This is a genomic window from Verrucomicrobiia bacterium (genome assembly GCA_035577545.1).
GTDB lineage: Bacteria > Verrucomicrobiota > Verrucomicrobiia > Palsa-1439 > Palsa-1439 > Palsa-1439.
In genome coordinates, this window is the sequence record DATLVI010000019.1 from 1 (window position 1) to 21,212 (window position 21,212).

Annotated in this window: 23 protein-coding genes and 1 tRNA gene; 10 read left to right on the forward strand and 14 right to left on the reverse strand. The window is 57.7% G+C overall.

Going from position 1 to position 21,212, the window contains the following annotated elements; genetic code table 11:
• On the forward strand, window positions 1-1,089 hold a 1,089-nt coding region (locus VNL17_06340; GenBank protein ID HXI83693.1), incomplete at its 5' end, for an SAM-dependent methyltransferase.
• Window positions 1,070-2,017 carry a small ribosomal subunit Rsm22 family protein gene (locus VNL17_06345; protein ID HXI83694.1) on the forward strand — a complete coding sequence of 316 codons (948 nt, stop codon included), beginning with the start codon at window positions 1,070-1,072 and terminating at the stop codon, window positions 2,015-2,017. The genes VNL17_06340 and VNL17_06345, both read left to right, overlap by 20 nt.
• A 61-nt stretch (window positions 2,018-2,078) precedes the next feature.
• Here the strand turns inward: VNL17_06345 and VNL17_06350 are convergent, their stop codons facing one another.
• Together VNL17_06350 and dapF are read right to left on the reverse strand one after the other, a co-directional pair.
• Complete coding sequence (locus VNL17_06350; protein HXI83695.1) at window positions 2,079-2,279, reverse strand: cold-shock protein; 201 nt, start codon at window positions 2,277-2,279, stop codon at window positions 2,079-2,081.
• A 154-nt stretch (window positions 2,280-2,433) separates the two neighbouring features.
• On the reverse strand, window positions 2,434-3,237 hold the full coding sequence (gene dapF, locus VNL17_06355) for a diaminopimelate epimerase (protein HXI83696.1): 804 nt from the start codon (window positions 3,235-3,237) through the stop codon (window positions 2,434-2,436).
• 88 nt (window positions 3,238-3,325) lie between these two features.
• Between dapF and VNL17_06360 the strand changes: the two genes are divergently transcribed.
• The gene (locus VNL17_06360) at window positions 3,326-3,742 is read left to right on the forward strand and encodes a response regulator (GenBank protein HXI83697.1); all 417 of its coding nucleotides are present in this window, start codon (window positions 3,326-3,328) and stop codon (window positions 3,740-3,742) included.
• Window positions 3,743-3,778: 36 nt separating this feature from the next.
• On the opposite strand, the gene VNL17_06365 is transcribed toward VNL17_06360, so the two are convergent.
• The 4 genes from VNL17_06365 to VNL17_06380 all read right to left on the reverse strand — a co-directional run bounded on the left by VNL17_06365 (window position 3,779) and on the right by VNL17_06380 (window position 7,442).
• On the reverse strand, window positions 3,779-4,585 hold the full coding sequence (locus VNL17_06365) for a metallophosphoesterase family protein (GenBank protein ID HXI83698.1): 807 nt from the start codon (window positions 4,583-4,585) through the stop codon (window positions 3,779-3,781).
• Between the two features lie 3 nt (window positions 4,586-4,588).
• Complete coding sequence (locus tag VNL17_06370) at window positions 4,589-5,386, reverse strand: ROK family protein (protein ID HXI83699.1); 798 nt, start codon at window positions 5,384-5,386, stop codon at window positions 4,589-4,591.
• Between the two features lie 861 nt (window positions 5,387-6,247).
• Window positions 6,248-7,024: a hypothetical protein gene (locus VNL17_06375; protein HXI83700.1), complete on the reverse strand. Its 777-nt coding sequence runs from the start codon at window positions 7,022-7,024 to the stop codon at window positions 6,248-6,250.
• A 316-nt stretch (window positions 7,025-7,340) separates the two neighbouring features.
• Window positions 7,341-7,442, reverse strand: a tRNA-OTHER gene (locus VNL17_06380).
• Window positions 7,443-7,650: 208 nt separating this feature from the next.
• Here VNL17_06380 and VNL17_06385 point away from each other — a divergent pair.
• A complete protein-coding gene (locus tag VNL17_06385) occupies window positions 7,651-7,872 on the forward strand; it encodes a hypothetical protein (GenBank protein HXI83701.1) in 222 nt (73 codons plus the stop codon).
• A gap of 329 nt (window positions 7,873-8,201) precedes the next feature.
• Window positions 8,202-8,777, forward strand: a complete 576-nt coding sequence (locus VNL17_06390; protein HXI83702.1) for a hypothetical protein — start codon at window positions 8,202-8,204, stop codon at window positions 8,775-8,777.
• Between the two features lie 266 nt (window positions 8,778-9,043).
• Here VNL17_06390 and VNL17_06395 read toward each other — a convergent pair whose 3' ends face one another.
• From VNL17_06395 to VNL17_06405, 3 genes are read right to left on the reverse strand one after another with little or no spacing between them, the layout of a single operon-like run.
• Complete coding sequence (locus VNL17_06395) at window positions 9,044-10,060, reverse strand: phosphotransferase (GenBank protein ID HXI83703.1); 1,017 nt, start codon at window positions 10,058-10,060, stop codon at window positions 9,044-9,046.
• A 31-nt stretch (window positions 10,061-10,091) separates the two neighbouring features.
• On the reverse strand, window positions 10,092-11,456 hold the full coding sequence (gene argH, locus VNL17_06400; protein HXI83704.1) for an argininosuccinate lyase: 1,365 nt from the start codon (window positions 11,454-11,456) through the stop codon (window positions 10,092-10,094).
• A 9-nt stretch (window positions 11,457-11,465) separates the two neighbouring features.
• Entirely contained in the window at window positions 11,466-12,248 is a 783-nt protein-coding gene (locus VNL17_06405) for a DUF4412 domain-containing protein (GenBank protein ID HXI83705.1), read from the reverse strand.
• Between the two features lie 101 nt (window positions 12,249-12,349).
• Here VNL17_06405 and VNL17_06410 point away from each other — a divergent pair, with 101 nt between their 5' ends.
• A complete protein-coding gene (locus VNL17_06410; protein ID HXI83706.1) occupies window positions 12,350-13,000 on the forward strand; it encodes an HAD family hydrolase in 651 nt (216 codons plus the stop codon).
• A 65-nt stretch (window positions 13,001-13,065) separates the two neighbouring features.
• Here VNL17_06410 and VNL17_06415 read toward each other — a convergent pair whose 3' ends face one another.
• A complete protein-coding gene (locus VNL17_06415; GenBank protein HXI83707.1) occupies window positions 13,066-13,551 on the reverse strand; it encodes a hypothetical protein in 486 nt (161 codons plus the stop codon).
• Window positions 13,552-13,840: 289 nt separating this feature from the next.
• Window positions 13,841-14,209, reverse strand: a complete 369-nt coding sequence (locus tag VNL17_06420; protein ID HXI83708.1) for an RNA-binding protein — start codon at window positions 14,207-14,209, stop codon at window positions 13,841-13,843.
• A gap of 225 nt (window positions 14,210-14,434) precedes the next feature.
• Between VNL17_06420 and VNL17_06425 the strand changes: the two genes are divergently transcribed.
• The 4 genes from VNL17_06425 (at window position 14,435) to VNL17_06440 (ending at window position 18,142) form a co-directional block, all read left to right on the forward strand.
• The gene (locus tag VNL17_06425) at window positions 14,435-15,613 is read left to right on the forward strand and encodes a lactonase family protein (GenBank protein HXI83709.1); all 1,179 of its coding nucleotides are present in this window, start codon (window positions 14,435-14,437) and stop codon (window positions 15,611-15,613) included.
• 409 nt (window positions 15,614-16,022) lie between these two features.
• Entirely contained in the window at window positions 16,023-16,727 is a 705-nt protein-coding gene (locus tag VNL17_06430; protein HXI83710.1) for a PEP-CTERM sorting domain-containing protein, read from the forward strand.
• A 67-nt stretch (window positions 16,728-16,794) separates the two neighbouring features.
• Complete coding sequence (locus VNL17_06435; protein ID HXI83711.1) at window positions 16,795-17,502, forward strand: hypothetical protein; 708 nt, start codon at window positions 16,795-16,797, stop codon at window positions 17,500-17,502.
• Between the two features lie 139 nt (window positions 17,503-17,641).
• Window positions 17,642-18,142 (forward strand): glutathione peroxidase, encoded by a 501-nt coding sequence (locus tag VNL17_06440; protein ID HXI83712.1) that lies wholly within the window; start codon window positions 17,642-17,644, stop codon window positions 18,140-18,142.
• Between the two features lie 9 nt (window positions 18,143-18,151).
• Here VNL17_06440 and VNL17_06445 read toward each other — a convergent pair whose 3' ends face one another.
• The 3 genes from VNL17_06445 to VNL17_06455 all read right to left on the reverse strand — a co-directional run bounded on the left by VNL17_06445 (window position 18,152) and on the right by VNL17_06455 (window position 21,148).
• Complete coding sequence (locus VNL17_06445) at window positions 18,152-19,369, reverse strand: argininosuccinate synthase (GenBank protein HXI83713.1); 1,218 nt, start codon at window positions 19,367-19,369, stop codon at window positions 18,152-18,154.
• Between the two features lie 89 nt (window positions 19,370-19,458).
• On the reverse strand, window positions 19,459-20,214 hold the full coding sequence (locus VNL17_06450; protein HXI83714.1) for a class I SAM-dependent methyltransferase: 756 nt from the start codon (window positions 20,212-20,214) through the stop codon (window positions 19,459-19,461).
• A gap of 1 nt (window position 20,215) precedes the next feature.
• On the reverse strand, window positions 20,216-21,148 hold the full coding sequence (locus VNL17_06455; protein ID HXI83715.1) for a glycosyltransferase family 2 protein: 933 nt from the start codon (window positions 21,146-21,148) through the stop codon (window positions 20,216-20,218).
• Window positions 21,149-21,212 lie beyond the last annotated feature (64 nt).

Sequence of the window (21,212 nt, forward strand, 5' to 3'; positions counted from 1 at the left end):
CCCGAGAAAGTGTTGGGGCGATTGGTCACACTGAAGGCCGGTCCTCATCTGTCTCTCACCTATCGGTACGCAACACACGACGTCACCAAGAACTTGCCGGCCAGCGACGCGGCGAGTTGGGTGAAGGAACGGGTTGGCGCGCATTTTCGCAGCGCACTCCTCAATACCACCAAACGGGACTGGCAACTCTTCGTACCCGAGTCGGGCGTCGCGAAACTGACCACCCACAAACCTTCTTCGACCGCGGTTCCCCCACGCTCACACGATCAGCCGCGGCAAACAATCCTCGACGATTCCGCGCGCGATTGGCTCAGCGGATTGGACGTGGTTAATGATCGGGGACAGGTTCGTCCCGCAATGGTTGACAAGCATGCGCAAATCAACCATTACCTGGATATCTTCACGCACCTCGCGAAGGACTGCGGGTGGACGGAGGCTCGAGGTGGTGTACCAACGATCACCGACATGGGCTGCGGCAAGGGCTATCTGACGTTTGGTCTTTGGCACTTGTTTGCACGCTTTTGGAAGCGACCGGCTCGAGTGCTGGGTGTGGAAGCGCGGCCGGAGCTGGTCAACTCAACAAACGGACTCGCCCGCAAAATTCGGGCAGAAGGGCTGGAGTTCATAGCGGGCACAATTGAAAGCGCCGCCCTGCCCAAGACCGATGCGCTGATTGCCCTGCATGCCTGCGACACAGCCACGGACCACGCGATCCGTCGCGGCATCGATCTGGGCGCAAAGTTGATTATCGTGGCCCCGTGCTGCCACAAGGAGGTGCGTCCGCAGATGGGCCGTCCCGAACCGTTGGCGCCCGTGCTCGAACACGGCCTGATGGCCGAACGCATGGCGGAATGGTCCACCGATGGCTTGCGTGGGTTGTACCTGAAATGGGCCGGTTATCAGACGAAGATGATTGAATTCGTGTCGACCGAGCATACCCCCAAGAACCTGATGATTGCGGCGGTGCGCCATTCGGAACCGTTCACGTCAAGAGCCGCTCGCGACCATATCGCTCAGTTCAAGGAGTTCTTCGGAATCAAACACCACTCGTTGGATTCGCTACTTGCGCATGGACTGGGAAAAAGTTGACTGGAAAGCGCTGGAGCGGCTGCGCGGGGCGTTTCTCGATGGGACCGCCGGCACGCAGGATTACTGGCACAACGAGTGCGACCTGGAGAGCTACGACCAGACCTTCGGCCAGCGCATTCGTTGGAAGTGGGACTACGTTCTCAACGAACTGAAGCAACGAGGTTGGTCGCCGCCTGCAGATGGGGGAAAAATCATCGACTGGGGCTGCGGAAGCGGCATCGCCGCACGCTCGTTTCTGGAACATTTTAGCGCAGATCCATCCGCAACGTTTCTCTTCTGGGACCGCTCGCCATTGGCGATGGAATACGCTGCCCGCGAAGCGCGCAAAGCGTTTCCTGACATTAAGGTCTGGCTGGAAAGACCGCCCGAGCAAATGTCCGGCACACTCCTCATCAGCCACGCAATCACGGAACTGGCCGACGCCCAACTCGACGAATTGGCCAGTTCGGCCGCCCACGCAACGGTGGTGATTTGGGTTGAACCCGGAACCTACGATGCGAGCCGCAGATTAATCACGGTGCGAGAGCGGTTGCGCGGTGTGTTTCGAGTTGTGTCGCCCTGCACGCATCAGGCCGCGTGTGGAATGTTGACGCCCGAAAACGATCGGCACTGGTGTCACCACTTCGCGCCGTCGCCACCGGAGGTCTTCATGGATGGCCATTGGGCGCGGTTCGCGAAGATCGCCGGTGTCGATCTCCGCAGCCTGCCCCTGAGTTTTCTCGTTCTGGACAAACGCCCCGCGCAGCAATCCGACCGGGTGCGCGTTATCGGTCGACCCCGTGTTTACAAGGCCCACGCGCTCTTGCTAGGGTGCGATTCAGGTGGCGTGCGGGAATATCGGCAGACGAAACGCGAGCAGCCGGATGAGTTTCGTCGCTTGAAAAAGGGCAAAATCCCAACGTATTTTTCGAGTCCTGACAAGGCGTAGAAAATAAGAACCCCCGCGCAACTTGCGTTGCCGGGGGCTCATGTATTTATTGGAATGTTACTTATTTTGCCGTGACGTTGGACGCCTTCGGACCCTTGGGGGACTCGACCAACTCAAACTCAACGGGCTGACCTTCCTCAAGATTTTTGAAGCCGTTACCGGAGATGCTCGTGTAATGCACAAACACGTCGGGGCCGCCTTCTTGTTGAATGAACCCAAAACCCTTTTTCGTATCGAACCACTTCACTTTACCAGATGCCATAGCTTCTCCATTCGCCTTTCTTCGTTCAGTCCTGATATGGCAAACCGCCGTTCCAAAAACGTCAAAACGGCGGTGCACTTCCAAAGACTTCGGTGGGAAGTATAGAAAAAGCGCCCGCCTTGTCAACGCCGGAGTTGGAGCCAATCCCACCGCTTTAGAGCAGCGTCCCCTCAAACGCGTACTCGGCGGGGCCAGCGAGAGTTACGCTGCCAAATCGCCCGTTTTCACGCGAGAAATTCACTTCCAAAACTCGCCCGCTTTGCACCGTCACCTTAACGGGCAATGGTACCCCATGCACAAGATGCGCCACGATTCCCGAAGCTACCACGCCCGTCCCACAAGCCAGGGTCTCAGCTTCCACACCGCGCTCGTACGTGCGCACACGGATCGCGCCGCCGCCGAGTGGCTGCACCCAATCCACATTCGTCCCGCGCGGGGCGAAGTCTTTATGGTGGCGTACTTCCGCCCCGACATCCTGCACCATCTCGCGATCAGCATTGTCCGTGAAAAATACCGCGTGCGGAACTCCCGTGTTAATAAAATGGTACTCGCGCGATCCGCCTTTGAGTTGAATCTTTTTGCGAAGCTGTAGATCGTGCGGTTCGCTCATCGTCAGGCGGACGTGCGAACCGCTGACGGTCGCTTCGATAAGGCCCGCGCGGGTCTCGAACTTGAGTTCGCGCCGGGTTGTGTCGCAGCGCTCGCTGTAGAAACGCGCAATGCAGCGCGCTCCATTACCGCACATCTCCGCCTCGCTGCCGTCCGCGTTGTAGTAACGCATGGAGAAATCGGCGGACGTTGACGGTTCGACCAGCAAGAGCCCATCGGCCCCCACCCCAAAACGTCGGTCACAAATATGCGTCACGTTTGCCCGGTCAGGCCGAAAGCCGCCATCGCGGTTGTCCGCAACGACAAAATCGTTCCCCGCCCCGCTCATTTTTACGAATTTAAGCCCCATAACCCGCGTTTATGCTCCTATTACACTCTTTCTGCAAGGTTCAGATGCGGTGGTTGGCACTTCAGTTGCTTTTCGACTAGGCGAAGTTATGGACTTCCAGAACCAACCTGACCTGGCCGTGCGGCCATCTGACACCATTGAATTCCACGCCGTTCTGCTGGTCGATGACGACAAGCAGTTGGCCCAGGCTCTCCAATGGATCCTCGCCGACGCAAATTTCCTTGTCGACGTCGCCAACGATGGCGAAGAGGCCCTCGTCAAAGTAAGGGCCAACGAGTACGACGCCGTGGTTTGCGATGTCATGATGCCGAAGTTGCGTGGTGACGAATTCTACGTCAAAGCGCGCGACCTCCGCCCCATTTTGGCCGACCGTTTCATTTTCATCACTGGCTTTGCCGCCGACGCAAAGATCAACCTGTTTCTGACACAGACCGATTCAAAATATCTCGTCAAGCCCTTTCCCATTCAACATCTCATCAGCTGCTTGAAGGAACTGCTGGACTAAGCTGCTCGTCCTCACACCCGGCTCGAATTGGCGGGACTACAGCCAGCGCGCGATTCGTTCCGCCACCTCCTTGCTGCATTCGCCACCCAGCCCCGCGCGAACGCGCTCCCGCGCCTGCTCGCGATTATACGCCACCTCATATTTCTCGATCCGCCAATCATTGTCATTGGTCACGTCGAGAATCAGAAACTCGGGCCGGCGCTGGGCATTCGTCGGGAAGCCAACCGAGCCGGTGCCGACCCACGCCATGTCTCTCGGCTCCAGATGGAGCGGATGCGGATCGATCCCGTCGGTTTCGTGTGCGGTCATTGGCACCAGCATGACAGGCGTCGCTCCTTTGGTCATTTCCGCCCGCATCTTGTGCGTATGCCCGTAGAAGCAGACGCGCCCCTGCTCGTGCCGCAAGCAGGCCAACTCACTTTTCGCATTCCTCGGCCAGCGGTGATAACCCCCGCTGCCCGGATCCGCCAGCGAATCATGCGCCAACCAGATCAAGTCATTCGCAACCGAGGTCAGGTGGCCTGACGCCAGGAAATTTTTGGCCGGCGGGTTGGTCTCGAGCAGTTTTTTCGTCCATTCGAGCGTCTGGAGGGCTTCGTCGCTGTAACCCGTCGGCTCGACATCCCCGCGGACCGCCATCTCATGGTTCCCCAACACCCACGCCAGGCTGCCGCACTCCGCCAACGGCAACAGACGTTCAATGCACTCCAGCGGATTCGGGCCGTAACCGACCAGGTCCCCGACAAAGAGATAGCCTTCGGTGCCACGGGCACGGCCGGCCTCCAGCACCGTGTCGAGCGCCAACACGTTGCCATGAACATCTCCAAAAACAAGGTATCGCATTGTTCAACTCTCCCGCGTCGCTAACAACGCAGCGCCTACTACCACTACCGTCTCCCCCAACCCCGCCGGCACGATCCGGTAATTCTTGCGAAACGGCCCGAACATCAATCCCGCCACCGTTTTGCGGACCGGCCCCAAAAATCTCTCCCCGGCCAGCGACACGCCGCCGCCGACCACGACAATGTCCGGATTGACCAGCATGATCGCGTTGGCGAGCGCCACCCCGTAATACTTCGCCGACAGCGCGAGCGTGGTCTTGCCGCGTTCGATGGACAATCCCGACGACAGCTCTTCCAAAATGCGCCACCGACCACGAACGAAGTAGCGCGTGTGCCCGATCTCCATTGCGCCGAAGCGTCCGTTGTAGATCACACCCTCCACCACCAACGCACCACCAATCCCCGTGCCGACGTTCGAGTATAGCACAGCCCGTCGCCCCCTGCCCGCCCCAACCAGCGCCTCCGCCAACGCCGCCGCGTTCGTGTCATTCTCGACGATCGTGGGCAATTTGAAGCGTTGCACAAACCAGCGCCGTAACGGAAATCCGTCCCATCCCTTGATATGAAAGGAACAAACAACGCGACCGCGTGGAGAATCGACCGGCCCGCCGTAACCAACCCCGATGGCCTTCACCCGATGCGCCGCGAGCAGCGCAGGAATCACGATCTCCAGTTGTCTGAGAATTCCCTGTGCGCCGTTCCGTCGCACCACCGCCACGCGCACCAGTTGCACGATGTCCCCGCGCCGGTCGCAGACACCGACCTGCAGCTTTGTCCCGCCAATTTCAACCCCTAGGAACATAGGATGTTTCGGATTCTATCCGCCACCCACATTGATTGGAAGCGGGCTCATGCCGCACCTGACGGCACGCCATAGCCGTATCCGTCACCGATACCGGTCCAAGCATCTTTGCTAAGTTTGAATGCCCAACTTCCTAACGCGTTCATAACAGGCCTCTTAGCATGGGGGTTCGTTTCGCAAAAAGCATGTTTGGCACTCCCTCCACCCCGGTGATCCTTCCACAATCAAACGCGCAGAATGCCGGGATTGTAGGGCGTGGAGCCGAGTCGGATGAGACGCCGCGTCGTCCATTTGAACTCTGCCCCCTGTAGCGGCGGTCTAACTCGACACAGGAGAGGCCGAGGGGCAAGGGCGGCAAACCGCCGTTCCATCCACCACTTAACCGCTTCTTCCAATTGGAGAACATGCCACGGATCATACCACTATCGGAATTCGATGTCCAGAAGAATTCTGGTATCGCACTTGTTGGGGGGGCCACGCTCCGTCGTGGCCGTCTGGGATCGCCGGGGCAGCCCGGTCACGCTGTAGCGGCGGTCGGCGCCTGCACAGCCTCAGACCGAAGGGACCGCCATCCGTCCCACCCTAATTCTCCGGTTTGTCATCCCGAGCGGAGTCGAAGGATCTCTGTCATGCTCCGGTCTTTCTGCCGAAGGTTTTCCGCTTTCCGCTCACAACTCCCCCTTCGGCATCGGCGCACCGAACCGGTCAGCTACCTTCCTCAAATCAACCGTTAGGGTGTAGCAACCACACATGCTACGGTTATAATAATCACGCGTGAGTTTGATGGCATCGTTTAGGTCCGTCACGCCGGATCAATACGGTAGGGTTTGTTTGCAGATGTTTGCACGGAAGTGGCATCGGCTACGGCGCAATCGGTTTGCCTGCGTCGGCTGGTTGTCGGGCTTGCTGGCGTTGTTGTTCGTCTTGTTCCAATATGCGGTCAAGTTCGGCAAGACCCTTGTTACGCTTCTTCCGCTTCTTTGGCTTCCACCACTCCGCTTTTCCTGATTCCAACTGTTGCAATTCCAAGTGAAGCGGATGCCGTTTGAGCAATTTCTTGGACTGGATAACAAGGGATTTCAATTTCCGCCGCTCGGTGGTCGTCAGAATCAGATGGGGCGTACTGGAATCAATGGCGAGAAACTGGATCACGTCCAAGACATGCACGGAGATTTCGGGAAACCCGTGAAGTTCGATTGACCATGAATGCGGGATGAAATGCTCAAAGACATTCCGAAACCGTTTATGAAGTTCGTCGACGGCTTTCTGCTGATCGGGAGTCATTACCAATGGCTTCCCGTCCATAACGCCACGATGCCAATTCTGGTCTTGGCAGACTTTCAGAGCATCGCCAAAGCTCAACAACTTTTCCTTATCCAAATCGAACGGTTGTTTTTCGTTGGGACTCTTTTTGTCCTTCCGTCGATATGTCACGTTCGACGGATCAGTCCCCTTCGAGGCGCAAATAGCGAATCCGTACAAAGCCCCATGCAACGAGATCGTGACCCATTTCCAAGCCATCGGCTCACTGTACGTCTGACGAATGGATGAATGCGCCTGTTTCAGAAAATCCAGGGCATTTCGAGTTTCATCCGTCCGAAGAAACTTCGGTTTGATACTCCGCTTTCGGGCTTTCACTATGCTGCTTAATTAACACGGTACCGGGAGCGTTGCAATTAGCGTCACAATGCGTTACGCAACTACACTAGGATTGCTACCGGGAACGCTTCTAAAACTATTGCGCAAATTGCTTCCGGGAACGTGTTTCCCGGTACAACGCCGGTTACTACTGCTACGTATGCTTATACGTATACGCAGTTGACAACCGGAAGCGATTTAGCTATGTAAGCTGATACGTGTAACAAATGTTTTCGCAAGCGATATAGATGTTGCACGGCGAAACAAATGTTTAGGTTCTTTTTTAAGCAGGGAAATAAGAGAAATTTTAAGCAAGCGTGGACGGCAGGATTCGAACCTGCGAACTCCGGCTTCGTTTGCCATCCTGCAATCTGGTAAGGACTACAGGCGGCGCGGTATCCATCTCCGCCACGTCCACGGAAGGGTTCGGCGTTACAGCGTCGAGCCCTTTTTTCTTGCTGTCCCGTCTTTACGGCCTTCCTTGAATTTTTTCAAGCTCTTTCGTCGTAACATCCTACAATATTCAGTGCAAAACGTTTGCCGGGTTTGCCCGGACTGTCATTTTTCAAAGGCTAAATAAAGTGAGGGGGTCAGTCCTTAGTATCGACACTCGAGAGTAGAATCGAATGAGGTCTCGCCAGAACTACTTCAGCAACTTCCTCCACCGCTTGATCTGTGCTGCCACATTCTTCGGCGTGGGCGCGGCGGACATCGAATACTTTGCCGGCGGCTGGGCCGTACTTTCTGGCGGCGAGCTCGGACAATCGGGATCGCAGCCCACGAGACGGTACAACATCATCTCCCCCGCTGACGGCGGTCCGTTTGCTTTGCCGAGGATTCAGGCTTAAATTATTAAGTCCCTAAATAGGAAGGGAGTTATTGGGGTCAACTCAGTACTCTGGACACATTCGCATTACCGCACTCCAGAGCGGTCCTTTGCTACCGCAGGATCTTCTTCCACCGCTTGATCCGCGCCGCCACATTCTTCGGCGTAGGCGCGGCGGACATCGAACACCTTGCCGGCGGGGGCCGTACTTCTTGGCGGCGAGTTCGCACAATCGGAATCGCGGCCCACAACACGGTACAACACCACGTCGCAGGATGACGGTCGGCCGTTTGATTTGCCGATGATTCAGGCTTACATTGTTCAGTCCCTAAATAGGAAGGGAGGACTATCATGACGACGAAAGTCGGAGGATTGGTAGAGTCGGTTAAGGATGACATCGTGGCCGCGATCAAAGGAACGGGTGACATCACCAAGGCGACCGTGGACACTGTCAGCAACGCACTCACCACGACACTGAAGGACACGGGTAAGGTGGGTGCAGCGGCGACGGGCGCGATTGCCGATACCGCGAGTGGTGCCGTCCGCGGTGCCACGCAGGTCGGCGCGCACATCGGAGATGCCGCCAAAGGAATCGTAATCGGAACGCTCCGCGGCACCAAACAGGTCGGTGGCGAGGCCCTCGATACCATCGGCCACACGGCCGGCGTCGTGATCCGCGACACCGCTGCAGTCGGCGGTCAACTCGGTCATGCCGCAACCGGCCTGCTGTCAGGAGCGATTCAGGGCGCCAAGGAATTGGGCCTGAGCGCGGAAGATGCCGCCTCGGCGGCAGCTCATGGCGCCTTAAAGGCCGCCGAAAAGGTCGGCTCGTCGGCATTGGATACGGTCCGCAACACCGTGACCCAGAGCATCTCTGGCGTCAAAGTCGTGCTGAAGGAACCGTTCAAGAGCCACGACACCAAATAACCGAACCAGTCGCGACAAGCGCTCGCGAAATGGTCAGCGGCCCCGGTCAAATACCGGGGCCGCTCTTTTTCGACAGCGGATAGACCGTCGTTTACGTGCCGATTGTGGCAGCAGGTCAACCTGTATTCATCGGCTTCGAAAGAACCAGGCTTTCCGGTTACTTCAGCAACTTCTTCCAGCGCTTACTCTGCGCCGCCACATTAGTTCGGCAGCAAGGACTCACGTCACCGAGACGGACTCTGCGAACAGGAGAAATTGATACAGGGCTAGGAATGTAACAGCCGGCGCAGTTTACTGACAACATAGCCTTCCCACCATGCGTTTTCGCGGGGGTCATGGCGAGTGACAGCGAGGTTGGTAAGAAAGACGGCGCGCAACACCTGAAAGAGCCTGAGCTGCTGTGCGAAATCCGCGGGCAGCGGACGAATACGGGCATAGGCCGTGGTGAAGGCCTCAGTCAAATCGATGTAATCTGGCCGCTCGATCGAACCAAACAGCGCGGTGGCCACGTCGTAGAGAAAATAGCCCCAACTGAGATCCTCGAAGTCGATGAAGGCCACGCCATCGTTCCGGAAAAGGCAATTACCGGCGTGGAGATCGGCATGGATGAGGCCGTAGCCCAGAGGATCCAGACGCAGCCTGCTCATCAGCCCACGGCCTTGCTCGGCGAGAAGAACGAACTGGTTGATCGCTTCGTTCGTCAGGTGGCCTCGCAAGTAGGCAATGATCGGTTCCAACGTACCGTTCCCATCGCGATCGAGGCTGAACCCCTCGTCCCACGAAGGTCGATCAAACCCGGGCGCGGGATCGAACGCGGCACTCGATTGATGAAGATGGGCAGAGGCGGCACCCATCAAACCGAAGTCGTGAGCATTCATCTGCGCTTCCGCGATGGTCATTCCGTCCAACCAGTGAAATACGTTGCACCAACGCGGTTCGGGCACCGACGGCGCGGAGGTTTTGAGCATGAGTTGGCCAGCCAACGTGACGACCGGATCGGGTACGCGGACGCCGGGATCGGATTGCATCGCCCGCAGCCACTGCATCTCGGAGCGCAACCGGGCTTCGCCATGGTGATTGCACGTTACCCGCAACACGAACTGCCGTCCGTCACCTGCGACGACGCGGTAGGTTGCATTGTTGTAGTAGCGCAGGTTCTGCAGCTCGACGGCAATGATGCCATGATGAGCGAGCGCAGCCCTTGCCAACGGTTCCAACTCGGCAAGCGTGGGCCGATGGTCCACGGCCGGAAGAGTGACCGCGTTGCCTGGTAAAGGGGTCAAGGCTTGACTCCTGACATCGAATGATTGCTCGCTACTTCAGCAATTTCTTCCAGCGCTTGATCTGCGCCGCCACATTCTTTGGTGACGGGGCGCCGACAGCAGTTCGGGCGGCGAGGGCGCGGCGGACGTCGAATACTTTGCCGGCGGCGGGGCCGTACTTCTTGGCGGCAAGCTTGGACAACGAGCTGTGGGTCTTTTCCGCCTCGGCGCAGAGCGCGCCGACAGTGTGATGGGCTTCGCGGAACGGCATCCCCTGCTCCACCAGAAAATCAACGAGGTCCGTCGCCAGCATCATCGGGTCGCTCGCGGCGGCTTCGCATTTGACGTGGTTCACGTGGATGTGGCGCAGCATTTCCGCCACGATGTGAAGTGTGGACAATAAAATATCCGCCGACTTGAACAGCGGTTGCTTGTCTTCCTGCAAATCCCGGTTGTAAGTCAACGGCAGGGATTTGAGGAGCGTCAACGCCTGCACCAGATTGCCGTAGAGCCGCGCCGTCTTGCCGCGCGCCAATTCCGCGATGTCTGGATTCTTCTTCTGCGGCATCAGCGACGAGCCGGTCGTGTACGCGTCGGCAATCGTGATGAAACCAAACTCCGCGCTCGACCAGAGAATCAGGTCTTCCGCCAATCGCGACAAATGCGCGCCTGTGAGCGCCGCCGCCGCGTGAAATTCCACGACGAAATCGCGGTCGCTAACGGCGTCCATCGAGTTCTGCGTGACACCCGCGAAGCCGAGCAGCTTTGCGACGTAGGCGCGGTCGAGCTTGAGCGTGCTACCCGCAATCGCACCGGAACCGAGCGGGCAAACGTTGGCGCGCTTGGAGCAATCGGCGAAGCGCCCGGCGTCGCGATTTAGCATCTCGACATAAGCGAGAAGATGATGCGCCAGCAACACCGGCTGGGCCCGCTGCAGGTGCGTGTAGCCCGGAATAACCGCGTCCCGCTCCTTCTCCGCGAAGGCAACGAGCGCACTCTGTAAGTGTCGAATCTCGAAATTTGTGCCGCGGATTTTCGAGATGAGCCAGAGCCGAATGTCGGTGGCGATCTGATCGTTGCGACTGCGGCCCGTATGCAGCTTCTTGCCCGCCGCGCCAATCTTGCGAACCAGCGCCGCCTCGATATTCATATGAACATCTTCGCAGTCAAAATCCCACTTGAATTTACCGGATTCAATCTCGTGCTGTATGGCGCGCAAGCCGTGCTCGATCTTCTTCACTTCCGCCTGGGTGAGCAGGCCGACCTTCGCCAGCCCTTTCGCATGCGCGATGGAACCGGCGATGTCGTGGTTGAACAACCGCCAATCGAAGCTGACGCTCTCGGTGTAAGCCTTGACGGCTTCCGCCGGCCCGGTCGAGAAGCGTCCGCCCCAGGTTTGTTGGGCTGATTTCTTCATGAAGCGTAACTATTGATTACCGTTGCCTTGCGGGGGCGTTCCGCCGGGCGGCATCATGCGCTGCATATTGGCCATCATCATTTCCTGCATGCTGCCGTACCCTTTGAAGTCGCTTGGCGGATCGAAGAGTGACGCGTCCGGCGCCGACATCTTGATGTCGCGGAAGTGCGTCGTGATGGTCGCGCCGCCGGCTTGCATTTCGGTCTTGAGGGGGAAGTCATGCATGTCGCTGGCCTGCCAGGCGATCATCTCGTGTTGCTTGCCGTCATCGGATGTAATGGTGATCTTGTTCTTCACGCAGGGGTGGCCGTCCACCGTTTCCTTGCCCAGCGCGGTGACTTCGATCTTCGCTTCCTTCTGCTCGGTTTTGTCAGTCGGCTGGTCCGACGCCGGGTTGATTTCGCAATAGGCCTTAAGGCCCGGGTACACCAGGTACAACAGCTTCTTGTCCCCCCGGTAAATGTTGATCGTCCGGTCCATGCCCATCTGTTTCACCTGGGCGACGGCCTGTGGTGACATGTTCACGCCTTTCATGGTCGTCATGTCCATCTCGGTGCGCACATTGCCCTTGAGCACCGCGTACGCCGACTCCATCTGCATCGGCTCGGGGCGCGACTTGTCCGCGATCGTCATGTCCGCAGTGGCCGTGAACGCCTCGTTCTTCCCAAAAACCTTCGCCATCTGCGCGCTGCCGAAATCGCGGACCCCGCCAAACATCCGTTGCCCAAACACCGCCGGCGCAGTCAGGCACGCCGCCGCCGCGATCATTGTCCAAAGTCGAAATGCTTTCATGTCTTGTTCTCCTTCATGGATGGCGTTGACCGTAGCAAGCGCGCTGCCGCCACAACAACAAAAAAATCGCCCCTTCCGATGCCGTTGAGTACCATGGCCGCGTGAAACACGATATCCGCGCCGTTCTCTTCGATCTCGACGGAACGCTGGCCGACTCGCTGGCCGATTTGGCGAACGCCACCAACTGGGCGCTCGCGCAGCTCGGTTGCCCCGCGCATCCGCCGGAAAGCTATCGCCACTTCGTCGGCGACGGTGCGCGCGAACTCTGCGCCCGTGCCCTGCCCCGGGACCGGCAGGATCTGCTGGACGACACCTTGCGCCTGATGCGCGAGTGCTACGACGCGCACTGCTTCGACCTGACCAAACTCTACGCGGGTATCCCCGGACTGATTTCAGCGCTCGCGGAGCGCCATCTCAGCCTCGCCGTGCTGTCCAATAAACCAGATGATTTCACGAAACGAATGATCGCGCACTATTTCGACCCGTCACCCTTCGCGGTCGTCCGCGGTCAGTTGCCCAATGTCCCACTGAAACCCGATCCGACCGCCGCGCTTCAGATCGCGCAGGAACTCGGCGTGCCACCCGCACAATGGCTCTATCTCGGCGACACCAACACTGACATGCACACCGCCCGCGCCGCAGGCATGCATGCCGTCGGCGTACTCTGGGGTTTCCGCGACCGCGAAGAGTTGGTCAAGAGCGGCGCGGCGCACATCGTGGCCCGGCCCGAACAGGTGCTCGCCTTCTTGTAACCGGCCGCCACAAAAACAAAAGGCGGTGGAATCAATCCACCGCCTCTTGAACAACGAACAACTGGTTATGGACAGGTTGAAGCCGGCTTAAACGCCGAACTTGTCGTAACCTTACCGACGAAGATTGCTCCATCGATAGCAATCTGGAAGCTCTCAGTTGCCTTGAACGTCTTGCCGTTCGAGATCGTGACGACGCCGGCCCCATTCGTGTCACCGCTGCCCCCAAATGACAACAGCACAAAGTTCACTGCATTACTGTTTGAGTCTGGCCCGATGCTCACAGGGTTGCCCACGATGGTCACTATATTGGTGATAAAGCCCCCGCATTGGTCAACCACCTCAAGCGCACCCGTCTCAGAATCAAGGACCAGCTTCTCCGTCTTGTTGGTCCCAAGAATCTGCTTGCTCGAGAAAGACGCCGAGACAATCACCGTATTTGGCTCTTCCGTCGCCTTCCCGCTGATGTTCGCATCAAACAAACCGGCGTGAACAGTCACGGCCACCAAGCCAATCAATACACTCCCCACCACCGCGATACGCATTGCTTTCATTGCGATTCCTCCCCTTAATATGTTTTTTGTTAACTCGGCAAAGTTGTAACCGCGCGATGCGGCGCAAACTGCCTGTCCCTCTGATCCATTGATTGCGGATGCTAAAGGTGGTCTACTAGCGTGTCAAGTTTCCGGGACTGCATAATCGATTACAATTCAGTAATGATTGAAAGGTGAAAATGCACCACCGCGATCAACGGGCCGCACGATGGCCCAACGAAGAAAAAAAGGGCGCCACGCCCGTGCGAGACGCCCTTCACGTAATTACCTTCTTGTGGTTCTGCGAGTCTTAACGACGACCACGGCCGCCGCCGCCACCGAAGTCGCGTTTGCCGCCACCGCCGCCGCCACGACCGCCACCGCCGAATCCGCCACCACCACCGCCGCCAAAGTCACCGCGGGGACGTTCCTCACGGGGACGGGCTTCATTTACGGTGAGCGCGCGACCGTCCAGTTCCTTGCCGTTGAAATCGGTCACGGCTTTGTTGGCCTCTTCTTGAGTGCCCATCTGGACGAACGCGAATCCGCGGGATTTGCCCGTGAACTTGTCCATGATGAGTTCGCAACTGGTGACATTGCCCGCCTGCTTGAACAGGTCGAGAATATCGCCTTCGGTCGTGTTGAACGACAGGTTGCCCACGAATAGCTTGGTTGCCATAAGGGTTTAGTTATTTCCTTCTGCTGCGGTAGGAGGCTTCAGTGACTGTTCCCGCTCATCGGGTTTCGGACTGCCACCAGGCAAACACGGCGTGACTGACATTCCACCAATCTCACTGCGCTCTTCTTCCATATGCTAGCTACCGAAAAATATACGCAAAACACTCCCATTGGCAACAAGAATTTTCAGTCGATTTGTGCGCCAATTCTGCCTATTGTGGCCGTCATGCGCGGGAACATTGCCCTCATCCACAGCCTGTTATTGCTGATAAATCTATTCGCCGGGGTTGCCTTGGGCCTCAACGCCGTCCCTCCTCCTCCCGACCAAGGCGAATGCCTCGTCTATTTCGGCACCCGCTCGAGTCCCACTGGCAAAGGCATCTATATGTGCCGCCTCAACAACGCCACCGGCACGTTGACTTCCCTCGGCGTCGCCGTGGAGACGGCCGATCCCGCCTTTCTGGCCATCCATCCCAGCCATCGCTTTCTCTACGCGGTCCGGGAGAGCGGCGGATTTGAAGGCACACCCAACGGTGCGGTCAGCGCTTTCGCCATCGACACGGCGACGGGAAAGCTGACATTGCTGAACCAGCAAAACTCCGGCGGTCAAGGTCCCTGCCATCTCGCGGTGGATCAGTCGGGCAAATGCGTTCTGGTGGCACATTACGGCGGCGGCAGTGTTGCCGCGTTTCCCATACGGGCCGATGGCTCTCTCGGATCAGTGAGCGCGCTTCTCCAACACCACGGCTCCGGCCCAAATCCGAAACGACAGGAAGGGCCGCACGCCCACTCGGTCGGGTTCGATATCGCCAATCACCGGGCTTTTTGTGCCGACCTCGGACTGGACAAGCTTCTCGTTTACCAATTTGACCCAACAACCGCCGCGCTCTCCTCGAATAATCCACCCTCTGCTTCACTCGCGCCCGGCGCGGGTCCCCGCCACTTTGCCATGGATCCCAATGGCCGCCACCTCTACGTCATCAACGAATTGAACAACACGATCACCGCCTTCGATTACGACGAGTCGCACGGTGCTTTGAAAGAATCACAAACCATCACCACGCTCCCGGACAAGTTTACCGGGTTCAACACGAGTGCCGAGATCGCCATCCTCCCAAATGGCAAATTCCTCTATGGCTCCAACCGCGGCCACGACAGCATCGCCGTTTATGCGGTGGACCAAAGCACCGGCAAGTTGACCCTCGTCGAGCACCAATCCTCGCTCGGCAGAACGCCGCGGGCTTTTGGCATCGATCCGTCCGGCAGTTTTCTGTTGGTTGCCAATCAGGACTCGAACAGCCTCGTCGTCTTCCGCATCAATCCCAAGACCGGCCGCCTCAAAGCCACCGGCCAAACTCTCGACGTGCCTTCCCCCGTTTGCGTGGTCTTCCTGCCACTGTCGTGATTCGCACAAGACTCGCCCTTGCTGAATCACTTACCTTAGTTGATTGACTTCCCTGCAAAGGTGTGTTCTGCTGGCTCCGGAGACCGCAGTTGCGAGCTGTGGTTGCAGGCGCAGAGAGGGAGAAGTTCGTGTTGATTAAGATCGAGCGTGGGGAGTTGTGTCCCCATGCCAACGGCTTGGGCCAATCTTCGATTGGCTGCCCTCCCTCGTGCCCACCCTTTCCTTCTCTCAATTTTCGACCGGCCAACTGTTGCTCATATGACTTTTGCGGGTATAGCCGCGCCGTTGTAAAGCGCGTGTCCTTCAATCCCCCGAAGAAATCTGACGCTCCAGGAATTTTCGGAACAAAACAGAAACACAAACAACCAAGCGCCCCGAAGGCTTTCGGGGCAGAAAAGAGAGTCCTGTCATGACCACATCCAAGAAGTCCGCCCTCATCTCAACCGTCGCCACGTTGCTCGCCGTCGTTGTGCTCGCCCGACCAGGGGTTGCACAGTCCTATAACGCCGCTACGGATTTTTCCGCCGTCAACAACCCCAATGGCGCGTGGAGCTACGGCTACACGTTTGGGCTTGGCACGAGCTTTTTGTTGAATACCAGCAACACGGCCGCCTACGCCCCCGGCGTACCTCTGAGCGGCTGGCTAAACAGCACGGGTAACGGTGGCATACCTTACGCACTTCACAACGGCACCGCTGGTTTGGTTACCAACAATACCTCCACAGTTTATCAACCGGGCCAGTTGGCCGAACAACCCGGTGCCAGCAACGCGTATAGCGTTATCCGATGGACCGCCCCCTTCTCGGGCACATTCAATATTGCCGCCACGTTTTCCGGTCTCAGTTCGGCAGGTGATTCCGCAGACGTGCATATTCTCCACGATGGACTCTCGATCTTCAACTCGACCGTGAGCCCCGGCCCAACATCCTATTCGGGCCTTCAGAGCATCATCGCCGGAGACACGATTGATTTCGCGGTCGGCAACGGAGGCAATGGTCCCAATGAAGACACTACTGCGTTGTCCGCATCGATCGTCCCCGAACCCGGCACGCTCGGCCTCGTCGGGATGGGCCTCGGCTGCCTGCTGTCGTTCCGGTTCCTGAAGCGAAAATAACTCTACGTAAATAATAACACACACAAAAGAATCGCCTTTGAAAACAAGCCAAATTAAGGAATCCGTCATGACTACATCCAAAAACCTCACAATCGCTTCGATCTTCACGGCATTGCTGGCGTTCGCCGTCCTCGCCCGATCGAGCGCCGCGCAGTCCTATAACGCCGCCACGGACTTTTCCGCCGTCAACAACCCCAATGGCGCCTGGAGCTACGGGTGGTCGTACGGTGTCGGTTCAACCTTCAGCCTCGATCCCGTCAACACAAACAGCTGGTTTGGCAGTGGTCTGAGCGGCTGGCTCGGCGATCCCGGCAATAATGATGGCCGTCCATTCATCTTGCACAATGGAACGGCAAATCCCATCACCATCGCAAATACCACCTACCAGCCAGGACAGCTCGCGGAAGAAGGCGGTGAAAGCAATCGAGTTTCAATCATCCGCTGGACTGCGTCCTCCTCCGGAACATTCACCCTCGCGGCCACGTTTTCGGGCCTCAGTTCGGTGGGTGATTCTTCGGATGTGCACGTCCTGCACAATGGCACCTCGATATTCAATTCAACTGTGTTTGGAAGCCCCAGCCCAACATCGTATTCGGGCACGCAAAGCATCCTCGCGGGCGATACCATTGATTTTGTAGTTGGTAATGGCGGCAATGGGGCCTTTGAAGACACCACCGGCCTGTCCGCAACGATCGTCCCCGAACCTGGCTCGTTCGGACTCGTCGGAATGGGCCTCGGCTGCCTGCTCTCGTTTCGTTTCCTGAAGCGGAAATAACTGCGAGAACTTGCGGCCAATTCGACACTTGGAGTGTTCATGCGGGCAATCGTTGCCACTTGAGCGCCACCGAATCACATGTTACCGTGCTCGCATGAAAACTTTCGCGCTCCTTGCGGCATCATTGCTCATACAAACCATGACCACTCACGCGCAACCCCTCTACAAAATCCCCGTCAAAGATATCGACCACAAGGACACGTCGTTGGGCGCCTGGCAGGGCAAGGTGCTCCTCATCGTCAACGTGGCTTCCAAATGCGGTTTCACCCCGCAATACACCGCCCTCGAAGCCGTCTACGAAAAGAACAAGGACAAGGGCCTTGTCATCCTTGGGTTTCCCTGCAACCAGTTTGGCTCGCAAGAGCCGGGCAGCGACGAACAGATCAAGCTGTTCTGCTCCAGCAAATACAACGTGACGTTCCCGCTATTCGACAAAATCGACGTGAACGGTCCGCAGCGCCATCCACTCTACACCGTTCTGGCGGGCACCGATTCACCCTTCCCCGGCGACATCAAATGGAATTTCACGAAGTTCCTCATCGGGCGCGATGGCGCCATCCTCAAGCGTTTTGACTCGGCAACAACCCCGGACTCTCCCGAAGTGACCGCTGCGATTGAAGGCGCTCTCGCGGCCAAGTAGGGCCCGAGATTATTTCTTCTTCGCCTTTTTCAGCACCGCCGCGCGTGTGCGCAGGCGCAGGGCATTCAACCGAATAAAGCCGGTCGCATCCGTCTGGTTGTAGGCGCCTTTGTCCGCTTCCATCGTTGCAATGAACGGGTTGTACAAAGAAAGTGGGCTCTTGCGGCCCGCCGTGATGATGTTGCCCTTGTACAATTTCAACCGCACGGTGCCAGTGACGTTCTTCTGGCTCTCGGTGACGAGCGCTTGCAGCGCCTCGCGCTCGGGGCTGAACCAAAATCCGTAGTACACCAGCTCCGCATAGCGCGGGATGAGCCCGTCGCGCAGGTGCATGACTTCGCGATCCATCGTCAGGGTTTCAATCTGGCGATGGGCGAAATGCAGAATGGTCCCGCCCGGCGTTTCGTACACACCCCGGGATTTCATGCCAACGAAGCGATTCTCAACGAGGTCCACGCGTCCGATGCCGTGCTTGCCTCCAAGTTTGTTCAGCGTGCGCATGACGTTGGCCGGCGAAAGTCGTTTGCCGTTTACCGCAACGCAATTGCCGGACTCGAATTCCAATTCGACGTACTCCGGCTTGTCCGGCGCGTTCTCGGGCGAGACGCTGAGCTTGAACATGTCTGCGGGCGGCTCGGCCCATGGGTCTTCGAGGATGCCGCTCTCGAACGAGATATGCAATAGGTTGCGGTCCATCGAGTAGGGCTTTTTCGCACTGGCTTCAACCTTGATTCCGTTCTTCGCGCAGTAGGCGAGCATCTCGGTGCGGCCCTTAAATTGGCTCTGGTATTCGGGCAAGCGCCACGGCGCGATGATCTTCAGCTCCGGTGCGAGCGCGGCATAGGTCAACTCGAAGCGGCACTGGTCGTTCCCCTTCCCCGTCGCGCCATGCGCCACCGTGTCGGCCTTTTCTTTGCGAGCAATCTCCACCTGTGCCTTGGCGATGAGTGGACGCGCAATGCTGGTACCCAGATAATATTGATTCTCGTAGATGGCGCTCGCCTGAATCATCGGGAAAATAAAATCCCGGGCAAATTCCTCCACGAGGTCGAGCGCGTAGTATTTGCTCGCGCCAGTGGCTTTGGCTTTTTTGTCGAGGCCGGCCAGTTCCTCCTCCTGCCCGATGTCCGCGCAAAACGCGATGATCTCGCATTTGTACTTGTCCTTCAGCCACCGTAAAATGACCGAGGTATCCAACCCGCCCGAGTAAGCGACGACAATCTTCATAAGGCTGCTGGTTGTAAGGCTGTGGCGCGCAAAAATCACGAAAAATCTCTCGCAATTCCTAACTGCTGGCACGTATGCGGTTTCAAGGCCTATTGAGGCTTGCGCGCAATACACAAAAGCGAAACGCCGAAGGGAAGGTTTCCTCGCAGTAAAAATGGTTTTTCCGAAGCGAAGATTTTTCGAGGCAGTTCATTCAGCCAGCCTTGATGAGGCATCGAGAAATCAGATTTCATCTCCTCATCCTTGCGCGCGTGGTTTAACCCCAGCCAGCGGTAGGCCAACCGGATGGCCGCGATGGGGGGAAATAAAAACGTGTTGAAATAGCTGATCTGCTCGATGTCGAAACCAGCCCCGCGCACAACTGCCGACAATCCCCCGGCATTGTAACGACGAAAATGATGGCTGACGATATCCTGCCGTCCCCAAAGAAACTGAAATGCAGGGACGGTCACGAAGAGCAAGCCCTGCGGTTTCAAAACGCGAAACAACTCACGCGCCCCCAAACCATCGTCGTTCAGATGCTCGATCACGTCAAAGGCAACAGCCGCATCAAATTCCCCGTTTCTAAAGGGCAGTCGCATGCCGTCCGCCGCAACAAGATGGTCGAGCTTCTGCGCCGCGCAGAACTGCAAGGCTTCAAAGGTGAAATCAGTTGAGACCAGCCGTCCAAATTGCGACAGCATCGGCCGCATCCCGCCGGGTCCACAACCAATGTCCAGGACCAGGCGTTGTCGGCCAGGGTGCAAACGCCGGGCGAGAATCGCTTCGAGAATTTCCGCGCGCGCGCGATACCACCAGTGTTCCCGTTGGATCGCGGCGTACTCGCTGTAGTAGGCAGCCTGCAAGTCAATCGTTGTTGATGCGTTCCCCGACGACGTAGAACGGACGCTGTTTCACTTCATCGTAGATGCGCGCGATGTACTCGCCGACGATGCCGATCAGGACCAACTCCACCCCGCCCAGTAGCATCACGGCGATCATGAGAGACGTCCACCCTGGCGGATTGGCGCCCAGCACGATTTTTCCGTAAAGCGCATAGCCGGTATAGATCAGGCACATCAGGAAAGCGGTTAGGCCAAGCCAGAAGGCCATGCGTAGCGGCACATACGAGAACGAAAGAAATCCGTCGAACGCCAGCTTCACCAGTCGCGTGAAGGTGTACTTGGGTTCACCCGCATGACGCGCATCGCGTTCGTACTCCAGACCGCATTGCTGGAAGCCCACCCATGACCGCAGGCCCCGGATAAAACGGTTCCGCTCCGGCATCTTCTTCATGATGTCCACGACCTGCCGGTCAACCAATGAGAAGTCGCCCGCGTCCATAGGAATGTCGAGATCTGCCATACCGTGAAGCAAACGGTAAAATAAAACATACGCCGCCTTCTTTAGGACGGTTTCCTTGCGTTTCTTGCGGATGGCATAGACTACTTGAAAGCCCCCCCGCCACCGCTCAATCAACTGCGGAATGACTTCCGGTGGGTCTTGAAGGTCGCAGTCCATAGCGATTACCGCCTGCCCTCGCGAGTGATCCAGTCCCGCCGACAACGCCGCCTGGTGTCCGAAGTTTCGTGAAAGAAACAGCGCACGCACGTTCTTGTCCTCCGTTGCCAGCTTCCGAATGAGGGCCCGTGAGTCATCGCGGCTGCCATCATCGACAAAAACAATCTCGTACGGTTCCTTGAGCGGTTTCAGGACAGCCGTGAGCCGACGGTACAATTCGGGCAGGTTCTCCTGTTCGTTGTAGACCGGAATGACTACGGAATAACGTGGTGCTTCCACAAGTGGAGGCAGTTTAGGCAAACCCGGGCGCTTTTCCATGAAAAAATGCGTTGCATTGCCCCCG

Coding starts and splice junctions, on each gene's coding strand:
- VNL17_06345 (HXI83694.1), top strand. CDS start 1,070: ATGGACTGGGAAAAAGTTGACTGGAAAGCGCTGGAGCGGCTGCGCGGG.
- VNL17_06350 (HXI83695.1), bottom strand. CDS start 2,279: ATGGCATCTGGTAAAGTGAAGTGGTTCGATACGAAAAAGGGTTTTGGG.
- dapF (HXI83696.1), bottom strand. CDS start 3,237: ATGGGGCTTAAATTCGTAAAAATGAGCGGGGCGGGGAACGATTTTGTC.
- VNL17_06360 (HXI83697.1), top strand. CDS start 3,326: ATGGACTTCCAGAACCAACCTGACCTGGCCGTGCGGCCATCTGACACC.
- VNL17_06365 (HXI83698.1), bottom strand. CDS start 4,585: ATGCGATACCTTGTTTTTGGAGATGTTCATGGCAACGTGTTGGCGCTC.
- VNL17_06370 (HXI83699.1), bottom strand. CDS start 5,386: ATGTTCCTAGGGGTTGAAATTGGCGGGACAAAGCTGCAGGTCGGTGTC.
- VNL17_06385 (HXI83701.1), top strand. CDS start 7,651: ATGAGGTCTCGCCAGAACTACTTCAGCAACTTCCTCCACCGCTTGATC.
- VNL17_06390 (HXI83702.1), top strand. CDS start 8,202: ATGACGACGAAAGTCGGAGGATTGGTAGAGTCGGTTAAGGATGACATC.
- argH (HXI83704.1), bottom strand. CDS start 11,456: ATGAAGAAATCAGCCCAACAAACCTGGGGCGGACGCTTCTCGACCGGG.
- VNL17_06405 (HXI83705.1), bottom strand. CDS start 12,248: ATGAAAGCATTTCGACTTTGGACAATGATCGCGGCGGCGGCGTGCCTG.
- VNL17_06415 (HXI83707.1), bottom strand. CDS start 13,551: ATGAAAGCAATGCGTATCGCGGTGGTGGGGAGTGTATTGATTGGCTTG.
- VNL17_06420 (HXI83708.1), bottom strand. CDS start 14,209: ATGGCAACCAAGCTATTCGTGGGCAACCTGTCGTTCAACACGACCGAA.
- VNL17_06425 (HXI83709.1), top strand. CDS start 14,435: ATGCGCGGGAACATTGCCCTCATCCACAGCCTGTTATTGCTGATAAAT.
- VNL17_06430 (HXI83710.1), top strand. CDS start 16,023: ATGACCACATCCAAGAAGTCCGCCCTCATCTCAACCGTCGCCACGTTG.
- VNL17_06435 (HXI83711.1), top strand. CDS start 16,795: ATGACTACATCCAAAAACCTCACAATCGCTTCGATCTTCACGGCATTG.
- VNL17_06440 (HXI83712.1), top strand. CDS start 17,642: ATGACCACTCACGCGCAACCCCTCTACAAAATCCCCGTCAAAGATATC.
- VNL17_06445 (HXI83713.1), bottom strand. CDS start 19,369: ATGAAGATTGTCGTCGCTTACTCGGGCGGGTTGGATACCTCGGTCATT.